Source organism: Peptostreptococcus russellii (assembly GCF_003012055.1).
GTDB classification, from domain to species: Bacteria; Bacillota; Clostridia; order Peptostreptococcales; family Peptostreptococcaceae; genus Peptostreptococcus; species Peptostreptococcus russellii.
The window spans coordinates 196,084-211,903 of the sequence record NZ_JYGE01000002.1; the positions used below are offsets into that span (position 1 = coordinate 196,084).

The following is a 15,820-nucleotide window of genomic DNA, read 5'->3' on the forward strand; positions in this document are numbered from 1 at the left end:
GGCATACATTCACCTTACTTTTTAATTAAATGCTTCTTATTAATTAAACAATAATTAAGTTTTATTTTATTATTGATTTGAAAATAAGTTAAGTATATCTCATCTTTGACAGTTGTGAAACAATAAAACCCTGAAACCTATTGTAATTACAATAAATTTCAGGGTTGTTATATATTTTAAAAGTGTCTAATATTTTTTTTGGTTTCTATAAAATATTTTTCGTTTGCTTTATAGATAGAATTTCATGGCATGTATATTTTTCCCCAATTTTTTTTCAAGGAGACGATATATGATAAGCGAAATAAAACAGGTAGTAAAATGTGCAATTATTCTATGATCACGACTTAAATATACAGGTCTGGCTACCTTTCACGGAGGAATTAATTGGTTTGAACAAGAAAGATACTATGAGATGATAGGGGGATTCTATCTTTATGATACCAAATCGGAAGACTATCAAATTAAGATAGTAAATAAGAATAATGTTGTTACCAAAGAGCAAAATGACTTTATAATTCATAGTGAAAAATACTTCCTACAGAGTGACCCTACAAATGATGTGCTGGCATTTGGAAACTTTTCAGGCATAGATATGCCTATAGCTTGGACTAGAAACTATGGGCAGGGAAGAGTTTTTTATACAGCCTTAGCACATACAGTGGAAGAATTATTTAGCGAAGAAAGCTTAGAAATGATATTAAATGGAATAGATTGGTGTGCAGAAAAAATTATTTAATTATAAGGATGGTATGAATATGTTAAAAGATTTACTAATAAAGCGAAGAAGTATAAGAAATTTTAGGTGTCGAGAAATATCAAATGATATAATAGAATCAATACTTGAAGCAGGGAGATTGTCGCCTTCTGGAGGAAACGAACAGCCTTGGATCTTTGGAGTGATAACTGATAGGAATGTGATTGACATCGTTGCTGATATTACTTACAGTCAAAAGTGGATTAGATCAGCTCCTTTATTAATAGTATTGGTAACTAGATTAGTTGAGGATGAACGTGGAGAAAGAGATATCCATAAGTCTCGATTCCCACATTGGGAAAAAGAAATTGAAAATATGGATAAAGATTTGTTCTCCTGTCTCAATCTTGAGGAGCATCAAACCAAAATACCTGGTACTCATATGGTACTTCAAGCCCTTGAGTATGGCACTGGTTCAACATGGATATAGCATTTTGATGTTAAGATGCTGGGGGAACTGTTAGGGTTACCTAACAATCATATTCCATCAGAAATCATAGCCTTCGGCTATCCCGAGAAGGAGACAACTTGTAGGAAGAAAAAAGATTTAGAGAAAATTGTATTTTTCAATAAGTACAATTAAATGGGTTATACCAGACAATTTTTTAGCAATACATCTTTTCACCAAGGGGATACTATATCCTTACGACATCATTACTGTCATCTCAAAGAAGTGGCACATTATATTGCGAGTATCAGGGTGATAGGATAATACTAGGTGGAAAGGCAGTCTTATACTCTATTGCCGAGATAGACTTTTAATGGAGGAGTGTGTATTTACTTCGATAGATTATATGATTCCAGGTATTACCAAAAAAACCAGTGATTTCCTGTATGAACCAGATGGTGACAGCTATGGGCTAGTCAATGAATTGGAACAGTGGCTTGAGTACATGAATGGGCAAGGAAATACTTTGATTTATAAGGCAATGATAGAATTTATGTAGATATTTTATAAAAATGGTTGAATGTTAGGATTGTTGAAAATATAATCTGACGCCAAGGGGGTAATATCAACCTACGACATCTTTATTGACTTCTCAAGGCATGTTGAGACGGTAGTGTTGATGTCAAGGATAGAAAAGTAAGTTAAGTAAAAAATGATTTCCGTGATTTTGAATCTACTTTTGAGTTAGAAGGATAATCACGGATTTTTGCTTTGTATAAAGTATCTAGGAAAGGTAAAAAATACTAACGATAATCAAGATGGACAAAATAAATAATTGAATTATTTATTAAATAAATATAATATATAAGTGTCTGACATATAAATTTTGTGGATTGCTCAGAAATGCGAGTAACTTTGTGCATAATAGTTTCAGCTTTGAAGAAGTGGGTTGCTTTATTAAGATTATAGAAAAGTAAGGGGAGTATAATGGCATTAGTTCAAAAAGATTTAAAAATAAGCAAAATAAAAGAATTATTTACTATGGATTTAATTTTGCCTTCATATCAGAGACCATATAGTTGGAGTGTCAAAGCAAGTAATACATTGTTTAATGATACATTTCAAGCTTTTAAAAATGGAATTAAGGAATATCGCCTTGGATCAATAATTTTACATAAAGAAGAAGCTGAAAAGTATAGTATTGTTGATGGACAACAAAGGCTTACGACTTTGTCAATTTTGATTTATTGTTTAAGATATGATGAAAAAGGTATATTGAAAGAAAAATATAGTGAACTGTCTGATGAAAAAGGTATGTTGAAAGAAAGATATAGTAGACTATCTGAGGGGAATATTATCAGAAATTTCAGAGTACTAGATAGAAGAATTAAGGAATTAAAAGATGATGAACTTCAAGACTATGAAGAGTATCTACTAAATCAATGTACAGTCGTTCAAATTGTCACTGATAGCGAGCAAGAAGCATTTCAATTTTTTGACTCACAAAATTATCGTGGAAAGGCATTGTCACCTCATGATTTATTGAAGTCATATCATCTAAGAGAGATGGATAGGGAATCTGAAAATCAAAAAGTTCAAATTATAAAGCAGTGGGAAGAGATTAAGCAAGAGGATTTAGATGATCTATTTAAAATTTATTTATACCCATTAACCCAATGGTATAAAAGAAAAGAAGGTTTAGGCTATTCTTCAAGTAAAATTGACTCCTTCAAAGGAATTAAGGAAGTAAGTTTCAAAGGAATTGAGGCAGCAAGTGTCTACAATTATTTAACCTACCATACAGCTAGTAATTTATATGTAGAAGAATATGCTAATAATGAATGGCATAACTTAAAATACTTGAATCAATTTCAATTAACGCAACCTTTAATAGCAGGGAAAAGGTTTTTTAACTACACGCTTCATTATGAAAAATTATTAGGGAAAATACAAAAAAAGCTTGAAAATTATCTTAAAGAAGATCAAGTTCCAAGCAAACGTTCTGGTGATATTTATATTAAGCAGTTGTATGAATGCTCGTTATTATTCTTTGCAGATAGGTTTGGGCTTGAGAGCTTAACTGAATCTGTTATGAAATTACTTTATTCATGGAGTTACTCATTAAGATTGACAATGTATGCAGTATATCCGAAGACAATCAATAAATATGCAATAGGGCAGCATAAACGAGCAAATTATGGAATTGATATGTTTTCTAAAATTAGTGAAATGAGAAATCCAGAAGAATTAAAGTTGCTTGTGCTTGAACGACCAAAGATTGATGAGAAGAATAATAATAGAGAAAAATATAAAGCAGTGTATGATTTATTATGTGAGTGGAATGGGTGGTGTAAAAATGAAGGATGATTTAAAAGAAATATCTGTATTGCACATATTTGATGAGGAAAATTATCTAGTGCCGATTTATCAACGTAATTATGCTTGGAAGGAAACTCAAATAGTACAATTAATTGAGGATATAGAAAGCTCTAAAAGTAACTATTTTTTAGGAAACTTAATTGTGAATCAAAGAGATAATAATGTTTACGAAGTTATTGATGGTCAGCAAAGACTAACAACTTTATACCTTCTAGAAAAATATCTAGAAAAATATCTAGGGATAATACTTAGAAAAGAAGCTTTTCGTTTCGAGGCACGTGAAATATCAAACCATACTCTTTCTTACCTTACAGATAGTAAGCATGAATCAATTGAAAAATTAATACGAGCAGAGAATTTGGAAGACTTATCAGCAGAAATTTTGAATGGTTTTAAAATTATAGAAAACTATTTTAAGATGAAAAATATTGATAAAAAGAAATTTATTAAAAAGTTAGAGCAAGTTTTTCTTATAAAAATTCAAGTCCCAAAAGATATCGACTTAAACCATTATTTTGAGATTATGAATACACGTGGAGAACAATTGGAAGTTCATGAAATAGCTAAGGCTAAATTATTAGAAGTACTTGAAGATGATGATAGAAAGGTTGCTTCTTTGATTTGGGGAAAGTGTTCTGATATGAGTTTGTATGTTCAGATGCAATTCGATGTGAACATAAGAAATAGCATATTTAACAAGGATTGGAGTGACCTATGTGAATCAATTGAAAATTTTGATTCAATAAAAAAAGAAATTTCTATAGACGAGAAGCAGAGTGGTAAAAAATCTTTGATTGATATATTGAAAAGTAATGAATTACCTAGTGATTCTCAATCTGAATATGAATATGAAAGTGAAAATGAAAATGAACGTTTTGAATCAATTCTCTCATTTCCTGATTTCTTATTGCAGGTAAATGCAGTTATGAGAGAATATGAGGAAGAGGATGCAAGCCTTGACGATAAGGAATTCCTTAAAAGTCTATCGTGGATATGGTTAGCAAATGAAGAAGAAAAAGCAAAAGAAAATGCAAAAGATTTTTTATTTCATTTGTTGAAGTGTAGAGTCTTATTTGACAAGTATATTTTGAAACGTGAATTTACTAAAGACTATAAAAGTACTGGAAGATGGTCTTTGCAAGCTCTAAAGAAAGATGATCACATAGCTAAGTACAAAGCCACTTTAGGTAATGAAGGCGATAATAAGAGGCTAAGAACTCTTCAATCCTGCCTGCGTATTACTTATACATCAGCAAAAACTATGCACTGGATTACCCTTGTTTTATCCGACTTATTGAAGAACGAAAAAACCGATATTATAAATATACTAGAAGATTATTGCAGGGGTAAAGTTATTGAGTCAGATTTTGAAAATAGCAGTGGATTTGGATTTAAAGGAATTGTATTTACTTACCTTGATTATTTAATATATAGGGATGGCTATTCATACAAAGGGGAGAAAATTATATCAGCAATGCAAGAAGATTGGCAATTCCAATTTAGAAACTCGATAGAACATTTTTATCCACAACATCCAGTTGGAGGAGAAGTCTGGGAATATGAAAATTTAAATGGATTTGGAAATCTAGCTTTAATAACAGTATCTGGAAACTCCAGTCTCTCCAATTTATCTCCTGATAGAAAAATAAGAGAAGATGAAAATATTATCAAACAAAGCTTAAAGTTGAAAATCATGGCAAAGATGACAAGTATGAGTGATGGTAAATGGACAGTAGAAAAGTCGAAAATTCATAAGGAGGAAATGTTTGAAATTTTGGGAAGAGATGTTTCAGAACTTAAAAATAAAGGATAAAGATTTGGATTATAGAATATGGCAGACAGTCTTGTAGTGATTGATATGAGAGAACTAAGGCAAAGCTAGTCACATAGGTATAGACTTATTCATAAGTAATATAGATAAAATACCAAATAAGGTAGCTATTATAGGATGATTTTGCTTTATTAATTTTATTAATTAAAGGTTTAAGTAATTTATAAATATGTTATACTATATAAGTAGTTAGTAAAATAAATATTTAAAATAATTGGAGGAACGGTATATGTCAAGTAGTCAACAGAGGGCTGAACTTCAGGCACAGATTTGGAAAATAGCCAATGACGTAAGGGGTTCAGTAGATGGATGGGATTTTAAGCAATATGTCCTAGGAACTCTTTTTTATAGATTTATAAGTGAAAACTTTTCTAGTTATATGGAGGGCGACGAAGGATTTAGATATGCTGATCTTTCAGATGATGTAATATCCAAAGAGATAAAAGACGATGCAATTAAATCAAAGGGTTACTTTATATATCCTAGTCAAATTTTTTCGAATATAGCTAAAAATGCCAATAAAAACAAAGATTTAAATACAGATTTGGCAGCAATATTTTCTTCAATAGAAAGCTCAGCGACTGGATATCCATCAGAACAAGAAATCAAAGGACTTTTTGCTGATTTTGATACAACAAGCAATAGACTTGGAAATACTGTAAAAGATAAAAGTAATCGCTTGGCTGCAGTAATAAAAGGTGTTGAAGGTCTAAAATTAGGAGATTTTGAAGAAAATCAGATTGATCTTTTTGGTGATGCCTACGAATTTTTAATATCAAATTATGCAGCAAATGCAGGAAAATCAGGAGGAGAATTCTTTACCCCTCAATGTGTTTCTGAACTTATCGCTAAGCTTGCTATACACAAGCAAGAAAAAATAAATAAAATTTACGAGGAGGCAGTAGCGTGATTGATACAAGGATTAAAGGCTGAAAGTGCCATAGAATAGGGATTTTTGTGAATGACCGAGTGTAGAGGTCTTATTTTTTTGCCCGGAAACAGGAAGATGGCTGCGCCCAAAATAGCGATAACAGTCGGATTTTGCATACGGTATTAACGATAGCAAAGAGGTATCGTTGTAAGGTTGAGCCCCATAACGATTTCATTTTGTGTAGGCATGCCAGGTTTTGAATATAATATTGGTGGCACAATTTGCTGAAATTAAACACCGGACTGCATCACAATGGATACAATCCGGTGTTACATCATTCTTTGTCAAATTGAAGTTCTATTTGCTCATTATCTGAGCGATTAGAAACAAGGTAACTGAAACTGGAATTCAATCTTACACTATCATGAGATATAAGGGCGTAATCCCAAGGTTTTCCGCCATTGTCTTTATTCCAATCGGTGACTGCACGGCAGTAAACGAGTGCAGCATGAGCTTTTTCAATAACAGTTCGGCTTTCCATTTCATTGCTGGCTTTGGTTTCTATCATGAAAATTCCCTGCTCGGTTTCCACGATAAAGTCTGGCTCGTATCTACTTGTGCCACCTGAACCGTAGTAGATATTAAACTGCTTTGAAGATGGTCGTAACCACTTCAGTACTTCTTTGTCATTTTCCAGAACGATGGCAAAGTGGCGTTCAGTGTCGCTATCAAATTTATAAAGAGTATGACACGCTTTAACAAAGCCTTTAAATACTTTTGAGCGAACTTCTCCGGCAGGAATCGTAGCACGTAAATCGAAAATTTCATCGGATTTAATTTTTCCACCAAAACCTGTTTCGATGCGAGAAAATGGTCGCATGGCGGTTGTGCGATATTTAATTTCATCTGTATAGAAATGTTCCATCATCTGTGCGTAAATAATGTCAGCAATTGTCGTTTGCCTTTGATACATCACTTCCGTAGAGTCCTCATCTGAGAGATAAGAGAGAAAATGTGTTTTTACTTCGCCAACCAGTTTATATAATAAATCAGCACAAGTAGAATAATCCACATTATCATGAACGATAATATGACGGACAATTTCATTTTCAGGGGTATCAACCCTTGATAGAGCTGCTATATCAGGATTTTGCTCAAAGGTTTCTCCACCTTCTTTTAATTCCGTACCAATCATGGATTGTCCTGATGGGTGCCATGTCATATTCCTTGTGTTGAGGCTAAAAGCAATGAAGCCTCGTTTGATTTCATTGAACGGCTGGACAACAGCTTGTGGAATAGGAATTATGCTATCGGTAAGAGCTTGAACACAGGTTTCAATGGCTTTTTCAACTACTGCAGTGAGTGCGTCGGGCTGTAAGTTCATATGAGGGAACTGTCTCATTGTTTCGGCAACAACAGTCTGTTGCACAAACTGGCGTGTTTCAGTGTCCTTTACTGCATCAAACGATTTGATTTGGCGATTTAATTCAGTGACACTTTTTGAAGTATATGCTGCTACGAATTTTGCAACTTCCTTTGTCTGTTCTTCTACCTTTTGTTGTTCGGCAGGAGGAGCAGCAGAATAATTGGATGTTTCTCTAAGTGTAAAGGCTAATTGATCTGCAAAGCTGATATCTGAAATGAGAGAATCATATGTTGTAGGCATCTCAATGGTTTCACGGGGACCTTCTGGTTGAGGGTCGGTATCATCGATATAGTATACTTTACGAACAAGCGATTCCGGGCTATTTGCAAGATTAATAATTGCCTCATATTTATCATGGCTGACGATGGAAAGGCGGTCAACTTCATCTACACCTGTGCGTTCTCCATAAGGAAGACGTAAACCACGCCCAATTGTCTGCTCAGTTAGAGTTTCCGATGCAGACGCACGGAGAGGCACAATAGTATAAAGATTCGTGACATCCCACCCCTCTTTGAGCATATTAACGTGGATAACGACTTCAATCTTATTATCAGGATTTTCCAATGAAAGCAACCGTTCGATATTTTCATCCTTTTCTGCACCACGCTGTGCAGAATTAATTTCCATAACTTTATCCGCATAGTATCCATTAAAGAAATCATTTGATTTAATATACTTCATGATTTCTTTGGAATGGTCAGTATCTCTTGCAACAACTAATACGAAAGGTTTTACAACAGGTCTGCCAAAGGTACGTGCGTAGACCTCAAGTCTACTCTTGGTATCTTCATGTAGACGCAGTCCATCATTCAATTTTTCGTGATCTAATTGTTCTGGGGTGTATTCTTCTGGTCTAAAGTCTTTGCGGGTAAAGACTACTGGTACTTTTACATACCTCTCATCATTGAGGGCATGAGCCAACGAGTATTCATAAACAACATTCTTGAATGGGATTTTTTTAGAACCTTTCTGTATCTGAGGTGTTGCTGTAAGTTCTACTCCCATAATCGGACGAAGGTCATTTATTACATCAAAACTTTTATCGGCATGATAATGGTGGCTTTCATCCATAAATATGCACAAGTCCGGCAAGGACTGTAAATATGCAAAGTAGGATTCGCCGAGAACTTCACTTAATCGCTTAATTCGTGCAGGCGCACCGTCTTTAACTTTGCTGTCAGAATTTAACTTTGAAATATTAAATACATTGATAACAACATCATTTACTCCGAAAGTTCCCTGTCTGAACTCGCCGTAATTATCTCCATCTATAATACGTGGTGGATCTACGAATAAATCCAAGCCTCTGAATACATACTTGGGGTTGGATGTAGTACCAAGATCTGCTTTTAGCTTCCTGTAAATAGTCAAATTCGGTGCCATTACAAAGAAATTTTTGATGCCTTTTTCATAGCGTAGATATGCAATGCAGGCACCCATCAATCGTGTTTTCCCGATGCCTGTAGCAAGAGCAAAGCATACGGATGGAAAGTCACGTTCAAAAGAGCCGAGTGTTTTGAAGTATTCTTTGGCAGCAGAAAGGTCATCTGCATAGAAATCAGCTGCAATATCAGCAGCTTTTTCACGTAGAAATTTATCCTTCTTCTCTTCAGTCGGTAATGCTTCGTATTCTGCACGGTTTGTATCAATGATATCTTGCATTGAAGTCGGGTTTTTCTTTAAGCTGATAATATCGCACAGCTTAGCGAAACATTCCAGACTATCCTCTTGGGGCTGACGTAAGGATAATGCATTGCTGATATATTTGGAATGATAGGAATAAAATCTATCGGTGTATGATTTTTTAATCATCTTCCCATTCCTCCTCATCAATAATCGGAATATCAACAACGTTCAGATTGTAGTTATCCACACCGTACTCGCATTTATCAAGTACAGACTTTGGTATCTTTTTAACCTGAATGTTATCATAACGTTTGTCCAGACCGATATCGAAAGCAGGGGTGCAGATGAGCAGGCTTTCCATATTTGAAAGGTCTGAGGCAATGCTGTCCAGCATTTTCGCATCAAGATATTCGGTGGTTACATAAATAAAACTCTTATCTTGACTGTATCCCTGTTTCCAGAAAACATCGGCATCCGGCGCAAAGAAGTAACCGTTTAATTTTGAGACAGCAGCAATCAGCATTGTAGAATTAAACTGCTCGGAAATAACGGGATTTCCGTATTTGTCCTTTTCAATGAGGGAAGGTGCAAGTTCGTAGAACTTATAACCACCACCACCTTGCCAATTTATATCTTTTGTAATTCCACCGTTATCAGTACCATCAATCACTGAATTGAGTCTTGGAATACAATGTGTGTAGCAGTGGTTGCCAAGTTCGATGCCAATGTAGCGTAGTCCCATTTTGTGAGCAACAGCGGCAGTAGTTCCAGAACCTAAAAAACTATCAAGAACTAAATCTCCCGGTTTAGTTGATAAATCAAAAACACGTTTAATTAGTCGTTCTGCTTTTTTGCCATTAGGAAATTCTACGCTTCCTTCTTTAGTTAAATTTTTTGTTTCGCCCACAAAATCCCAATAAGTACCTTGAAGATTCTTCTTGAAAAGTTCGCCGTCTATTTCTTCGGCAACATCACGTAGCCAAGCAAACAGCCTAAAAGATGAACCTTTATAAAATTGTTCATACAATGTTCCTCTATTTCTTCCTGTTTTAGGAACATATTCTATAGAGTATAAATCGCTTTCAATTCCAAGTTCCTGAACTTTTTCCATGACCCTTGGACGAATAGAGCTTTGTGGCATTGCAGTTTGAAAGATGCATTTTGCGTATTTTTTATAGGCTTCAGCTTCAGTAAGGTTTTCATCTTTTATTAAAGCGTTGATTGATTTGATTTCATAATTATCACGTCTGTATATCTTTATTTCATTTCCGTCACCATCAACTGTTGACCCAACATACACCTTATCACCGGGATTGACCAATGCCGTAGTGTATTTCCAACTTTTTCCTTCTTCTCTGTATTCTTCTACCAATCTCGAAATAGGTGAGTATGAATACACGGGAGTAAAAGGTTCAACTTGATTATAATCTTTTGCATAAATCACAATATACTCAATGTTTTTCTTAAGACGCTTATCCTCGCCACCACCAGATGCACCAGCTATATTCTTCATAAGAACACTAATGGTGTTAATGTAGTTAATGCGTCCAAAGACTTCATCCATTAGTACTTTCATATAAGCGTGTTCTGCATCGTCTATTTGAACAAAAATACGACCGTCGGGTGTTAATAGATTCTTGAGAATTTCAAAACGTGCTTTCATTAATCGTAGCCAAACGAGGGCATTTCAGCAACCAACACCAAAAAGCGTGACGGTTTCAACCGCATGGTGGCGGATGCCTTGGCTGGCAAGATAGACCTTATCATTACCAAGTCGGTCAGCCGTTTTGCACGAAACACGGTGGATTCCCTTACCACTATCCGAAAGCTGAAGGAACACAATGTGGAGTGCTATTTTGAAAAGGAAAACATCTGGACATTTGACAGCTCCTTACCATTATGAGTTCACTGGCACAGGAAGAAAGCCGCTCCATTTCAGAGAATGTCACATGGGGACACAGAAAGCGATTTGCTGACGGCAAGGTCAGCTTCGCCTACTCTCGTGTGCTTGGTCTTGAGAAGGGACCTGACGGAAACATCGTGGTCAACCAAGAACAGGCAGAAATTGTGAAGCTGATATTCAGACGATTCCTTGAGGGTATGACACCCCACAGCATTGCGGCGGAACTTACCGATATGGGAATCAAGTCTCCCGGCGGCAAGGATAAATGGAATTCTGCCACGGTACGCAGGATGCTTTCCAATGAGAAGTACAAAGGCGATGCCCTGCTACAGAAGGAGTTCACAGTGGATTACCTTCAGAAAAAGACAAAACGAAACGAGGGCGAAGTTCCCCAGTATTATGTGGAGGGCAACCACGAAGCTATCATCGAGCCGAGCGTATTCGACTTGGTGCAGACGGAACTTGCTAAACGCTCCAAGAAAAGCGAAGCAAGGTACAGCGGGGTCAGCATCTTCTCCAACAAGATAAAATGTGCGGAGTGCGGCAGCTGGTACGGCTCCAAGGTTTGGCATTCCAATGATAAGTACCGCAGGGTGATTTACCGCTGCAATCATAAATTCGATGGGAACAGGAAATGTGAAACTCCTCATGTGACGGAAGAAGAAATCATCGCCGCCTTCATCAAGGCAATGAATATGGTCATAACTGAGCGGGATGAAATCATCGGAAACATCAGGCTGATACGGCAGACGGTATGTGACACAACAGACCTTACGGAAGAACAGGATAAACTTCGCAGTGAGATGGAGATTGTGGTGGAACTGACCCAAAGCTGTGTGGCAGAGAATGCCAGAACTGCACAGAATCAAGAGGATTATCAGAAACGCTATGACGGCTTGGTGGAGCGATACGAAAAGGTCAAAACAAGGTATGATGCCATTGTGGAATCCATCGAGGAAAAGCAGGCTCATTATGAAAAGTTGGGCATTTTCATTGAAACCCTCGAAAAGCAGGGCGAGCCTATCACGGAATTCGATGCCGGAATGTGGGGTAGCATGGTCGAGTACATCACGGTTGATAAGGATAAAAATATGACCGTCACATTCAAGGATGGCTCGGAAACGGAATTATAGTATTTCGGCGTGATGAAACAAACTCGAATATTCGATTTACACAAAACTGTTGTTATCAAACTGTTGAAAACAACAGTTTTTAATTTACATATGTAAAATATATTGACATAGGTAAAAATATGTAATATACTTATTGCAGAAAGGTGGTGTAAGTATGATAGATTTTTATTATCAACTAAGACAAAGGATGGTTGATGCAATGCAAGCGTCCTTAAAGCAAATAAGGCAGGTTTTAGGATTTGGCGTACAGGAATTCGGAGACTTAATTGGATTGACAAGGCAAACAATTAATAATCTTGAAACTCAAAAGAATAAGATGAGTTCAATTCAATATATCGCTGTCTGTGCAGTGATAGATAATTATGTAAAAGACAAGCCAGAATTGTTGCCGATTCTTTCAACTATATTATGTTCAAATGAAAATGAGGGCGCAAGTAGTATATTTGAAACGATTGAAAATGGCTCTCTTTTGAAAAAGTGGTTTATGTGTTTTCCAGATGAATCAAAGATATTTGGTTTTTCATCAGATACCACATCAATTATTGCAAACGAGGATTTTAACAATATTGCAGAGAACTATCGAGTTTTTTTGGATCAAACGGTTTTGTTTGAGGATGGTTTTTCAAATGCGATACAGCCTTTAGCTTTAGCTTTGAAAAATAGCGGCAATAAATTCATTATACCGTTAAAAGTAATTGAAGCAATCCAGCATCAAATGATGAGTTCTGACGAGAGTGATGTTTGTCTTGCGAAGAATGGAATGAAATTGCTTATGGGTATGCAGAATGAGGAACTGGTCGACATACGTGGTGAAAAAAATGATGTAAACATCATCAGCACATTTGTATCGGTCTTTGCTAAGTTCAAATGCGTAAACAGATTAGCTATAATCACCTGTGATGGTAAATTAGCTAAACAGATTGTGGCACTTAATAATGATGCACTTGGTGGCTTTAATATTCTGGTTCTGAAATATTCTAAAGATAAGGGATTTCAAAAATGGGAGCAGGAGGATTTATCTGATGAAGAAATAGAGCAATCTATACTAATGAACGATAATGATGAATTAGAACCTGAGGATAGCTCTACAGCAGGACTAAAGGGCTGGGAATCAATTGACTAAGGGAGGAAGTTGTTATGGCATACGAAACTAACCAGAATGGTAAGGAAACCTACGCCAAAAATGCATTGGACAGTTACGCTAAGGATTGGAAAATTTTCATGGATACCTGCAGTATATTACATTTTGCAGCAGATAAGTTTTGGATGAATATTATTCCCCTTCTTCGGCAATATCAAAATAAAGTGATTATTCCGCTGAGAAGTATTGAAGAATTGCAGAAACACGAAGCAAATACAGGAAAACCTGAACTTGCAGAGAATGCAAAAAATTGTTTGAAAGTATTGCATCAGCTAATCAATGCAGGTTTCGTGGAAATTAGAGGTGAGCAAGGTGATAATTTTGCGGATAATGTCTTTCAAGTGGTATTTACCAAATTTAGAATGACACACAAATTATTACTTATTACACAGGATAATGATTTGGCTAAGGATATCATAGCATTAAATAGCAATAAATCCGTTAGAGCAAACCCTGTCCATGTTAAAAGAATTAATCAGTATGGATTTTTAAGTAATTTCACATGGAATGCGGACAACACTAAGAACGATAGTCCTAAGCGAAATAAAAGACAGAATAATGAAGAAGATTTGGATGAAGATGAGGTCTTTCAAATCTGTAAAAGTGTAACAACACTTGATGATTCAAGACTTGTGGTAAGTCATATTCCAGCAGAAAATGAAATCGTGTATACGTCACGTGATCCAATAAAATTGGAGTCTAAGGTTGCAGCAGGAGGAGAAGGTATCATATATACTACTAACACTCCTTACGTTGCCAAAATATATAAAAAAGAAAATAATACTAAAAGAAAATATGAAAAAATCAAACTTATGCTTAGTAAAGAAATTGAATGCGAAGGTGTGTGTTATCCAGTTGCGGCATTATACAATTCTAATAAAGAGTTTGTTGGATATATGATGCCAAAAGCAAAAGGAAAGGAATTGCAGAAAAGTATCTTTATCAAACCGTTATTTCTGAAAAATTTTCCGAATTGGAAAAAGCGTGATACTGTAGAATTGTGCATTACGATTCTGGAAAAAATCAAGTATCTTCATGACAGAAATATCGTGATGGGTGATATAAATCCGGCAAACATTTTGGTTGTATCCCCAAAGGAAGTTTATTTTGTTGATACGGATAGCTATCAAGTTGAAAATTTCCCTTGCCCTGTAGGTACCAACAACTATACTGCACCAGAAATTCAAAGAAAGCATTTTTCGGATTTCTTACGAACAATGGGAAATGAAAATTTTGCAGTAGCTACACTTCTTTTTATGATTATGCTTCCGGGAAAACCACCATATTCACAACAAGGTGGAGAGGATCCAATTAATAATATTATTAAAATGGATTTTTCGTATCCGTTTGGGGATAGTTCAAACAAGAAAACACCAGATGGCCCATGGCGCTACATTTGGAGTCATTTAACTTATGACTTGAAAAAAGCATTCTATAACACTTTCAGAAAGGGCGGTGATTATTCTACAGAAAATACTCGACTTACGGCTGATGAGTGGCTTCCTATCTTTACATATTATCTTGAATTGTTGGATAGTGGAAAGTTCGGGAAACAGGATAAAATGTCAGAAAAATTATTTCCTACTCGTCACAAAAAGAATCCAAATGTAGAATATACTACCTGCAAGTTGTGTGGCAATGAAGTGTCTGAAAATCAATGCCAAAATGGTATCTGCCGAGATTGCTTAAATAAAGGCGAAGTCTACAGATGTAAAAAGTGTGGCAAAGAGATTCTGTATACAAACTATCAGAAATATGTCAAAAATGCTAAACGTTTTGATGTTTGCCCTGAGTGCTTTGAATATGGAAATAAAGTAAGGATTAGGCAAAATTGTGTTGATTGTGGACGTCAATTTGAAATTACAAATAATCAATACGATTTCTATACCAGGAAAGGATTTGATATTCCGAAACGTTGTAAGTCATGCCGTGATGCTAAAAAGAATCGCTCGTATAGTTCTTCTGGCGGATATTCTTCTCAAACAACGCATACTACATCCTCACATAACAGTGGGTCTTCTGGAAGTAATGGATCATTTTGCTTTATATCAACTGTGATATGTGAGTATTTTGGCAAAGATGATAATTGCGTAGAACTCAGCACATTGCGTGGTTACAGGGATAACTGGCTGAGAAATCAGCCAGATGGACAGCAATTAATTGCAGAGTACTATAACAATGCACCATTTATTGTTAGTAAATTGAAGACATCGGCTAACTATACATATTACTGTCAGTATCTTTGGGATAATTATCTGCAACCTTGTCTTGTGTTTATTGAAAACAAACAGTTTGAATCATGTAAAGGATTATACATTGAAATGTATCAATATTTGAGAGGTATTATCCTAAAAGGAGGGGATTAATC

Annotated in this window: 12 protein-coding genes; 10 read left to right on the top strand and 2 right to left on the bottom strand. The window is 35.5% G+C overall.

From position 1 onward, the window contains the following. The first annotated feature begins 412 nt into the window (after window positions 1–412). From UF10_RS01790 to UF10_RS01810, 6 genes are all read left to right on the top strand, one after another. Entirely contained in the window at window positions 413–736 is a 324-nt protein-coding gene (locus UF10_RS01790; RefSeq protein WP_242969014.1) for a ThuA domain-containing protein, read from the top strand. Window positions 737–755: 19 nt separating this feature from the next. Beyond that, window positions 756–1,184, top strand: coding sequence for a nitroreductase family protein (locus UF10_RS01795; RefSeq protein ID WP_242969015.1), 429 nt, complete (start codon window positions 756–758; stop codon window positions 1,182–1,184). 331 nt (window positions 1,185–1,515) lie between these two features. After that, the gene (locus UF10_RS09175; protein ID WP_146130756.1) at window positions 1,516–1,701 is read left to right on the top strand and encodes a hypothetical protein; all 186 of its coding nucleotides are present in this window, start codon (window positions 1,516–1,518) and stop codon (window positions 1,699–1,701) included. 428 nt (window positions 1,702–2,129) lie between these two features. Then, window positions 2,130–3,509 (top strand): DUF262 domain-containing protein, encoded by a 1,380-nt coding sequence (locus tag UF10_RS01800; protein ID WP_106776120.1) that lies wholly within the window; start codon window positions 2,130–2,132, stop codon window positions 3,507–3,509. Further along, window positions 3,499–5,334: a DUF262 domain-containing protein gene (locus UF10_RS01805; protein ID WP_106776121.1), complete on the top strand. Its 1,836-nt coding sequence runs from the start codon at window positions 3,499–3,501 to the stop codon at window positions 5,332–5,334. The genes UF10_RS01800 and UF10_RS01805 overlap by 11 nt, the downstream gene beginning before the upstream one ends. Window positions 5,335–5,581: 247 nt before the next feature. Further along, a complete protein-coding gene (locus UF10_RS01810) occupies window positions 5,582–6,262 on the top strand; it encodes a type I restriction-modification system subunit M (protein WP_242969016.1) in 681 nt (226 codons plus the stop codon). A 295-nt stretch (window positions 6,263–6,557) separates the two neighbouring features. Here UF10_RS01810 and UF10_RS01815 read toward each other — a convergent pair whose 3' ends face one another. Both UF10_RS01815 and UF10_RS01820 read right to left on the bottom strand, forming a co-directional pair. Beyond that, on the bottom strand, window positions 6,558–9,461 hold the full coding sequence (locus UF10_RS01815; protein ID WP_170062424.1) for a DEAD/DEAH box helicase family protein: 2,904 nt from the start codon (window positions 9,459–9,461) through the stop codon (window positions 6,558–6,560). Beyond that, complete coding sequence (locus tag UF10_RS01820) at window positions 9,454–10,938, bottom strand: DNA methyltransferase (RefSeq protein ID WP_106776123.1); 1,485 nt, start codon at window positions 10,936–10,938, stop codon at window positions 9,454–9,456. Before UF10_RS01820 ends, UF10_RS01815 begins: the two co-directional genes overlap by 8 nt. A gap of 21 nt (window positions 10,939–10,959) precedes the next feature. Here UF10_RS01820 and UF10_RS09455 point away from each other — a divergent pair, with 21 nt between their 5' ends. The 4 genes from UF10_RS09455 (at window position 10,960) to UF10_RS01835 (ending at window position 15,818) form a co-directional block, all read left to right on the top strand. Next, a complete protein-coding gene (locus UF10_RS09455) occupies window positions 10,960–11,178 on the top strand; it encodes a recombinase family protein (protein WP_456299413.1) in 219 nt (72 codons plus the stop codon). Continuing rightward, window positions 11,175–12,311, top strand: coding sequence for a recombinase family protein (locus tag UF10_RS01825; protein ID WP_330403898.1), 1,137 nt, complete (start codon window positions 11,175–11,177; stop codon window positions 12,309–12,311). The genes UF10_RS09455 and UF10_RS01825 overlap by 4 nt, the downstream gene beginning before the upstream one ends. Before the next feature lie 154 nt (window positions 12,312–12,465). Beyond that, window positions 12,466–13,434, top strand: a complete 969-nt coding sequence (locus tag UF10_RS01830; RefSeq protein WP_207654543.1) for a hypothetical protein — start codon at window positions 12,466–12,468, stop codon at window positions 13,432–13,434. A 14-nt stretch (window positions 13,435–13,448) separates the two neighbouring features. Beyond that, window positions 13,449–15,818, top strand: coding sequence for a CFI-box-CTERM domain-containing protein (locus tag UF10_RS01835; RefSeq protein ID WP_106776124.1), 2,370 nt, complete (start codon window positions 13,449–13,451; stop codon window positions 15,816–15,818). The last annotated feature ends 2 nt before the right edge of the window (window positions 15,819–15,820 follow it).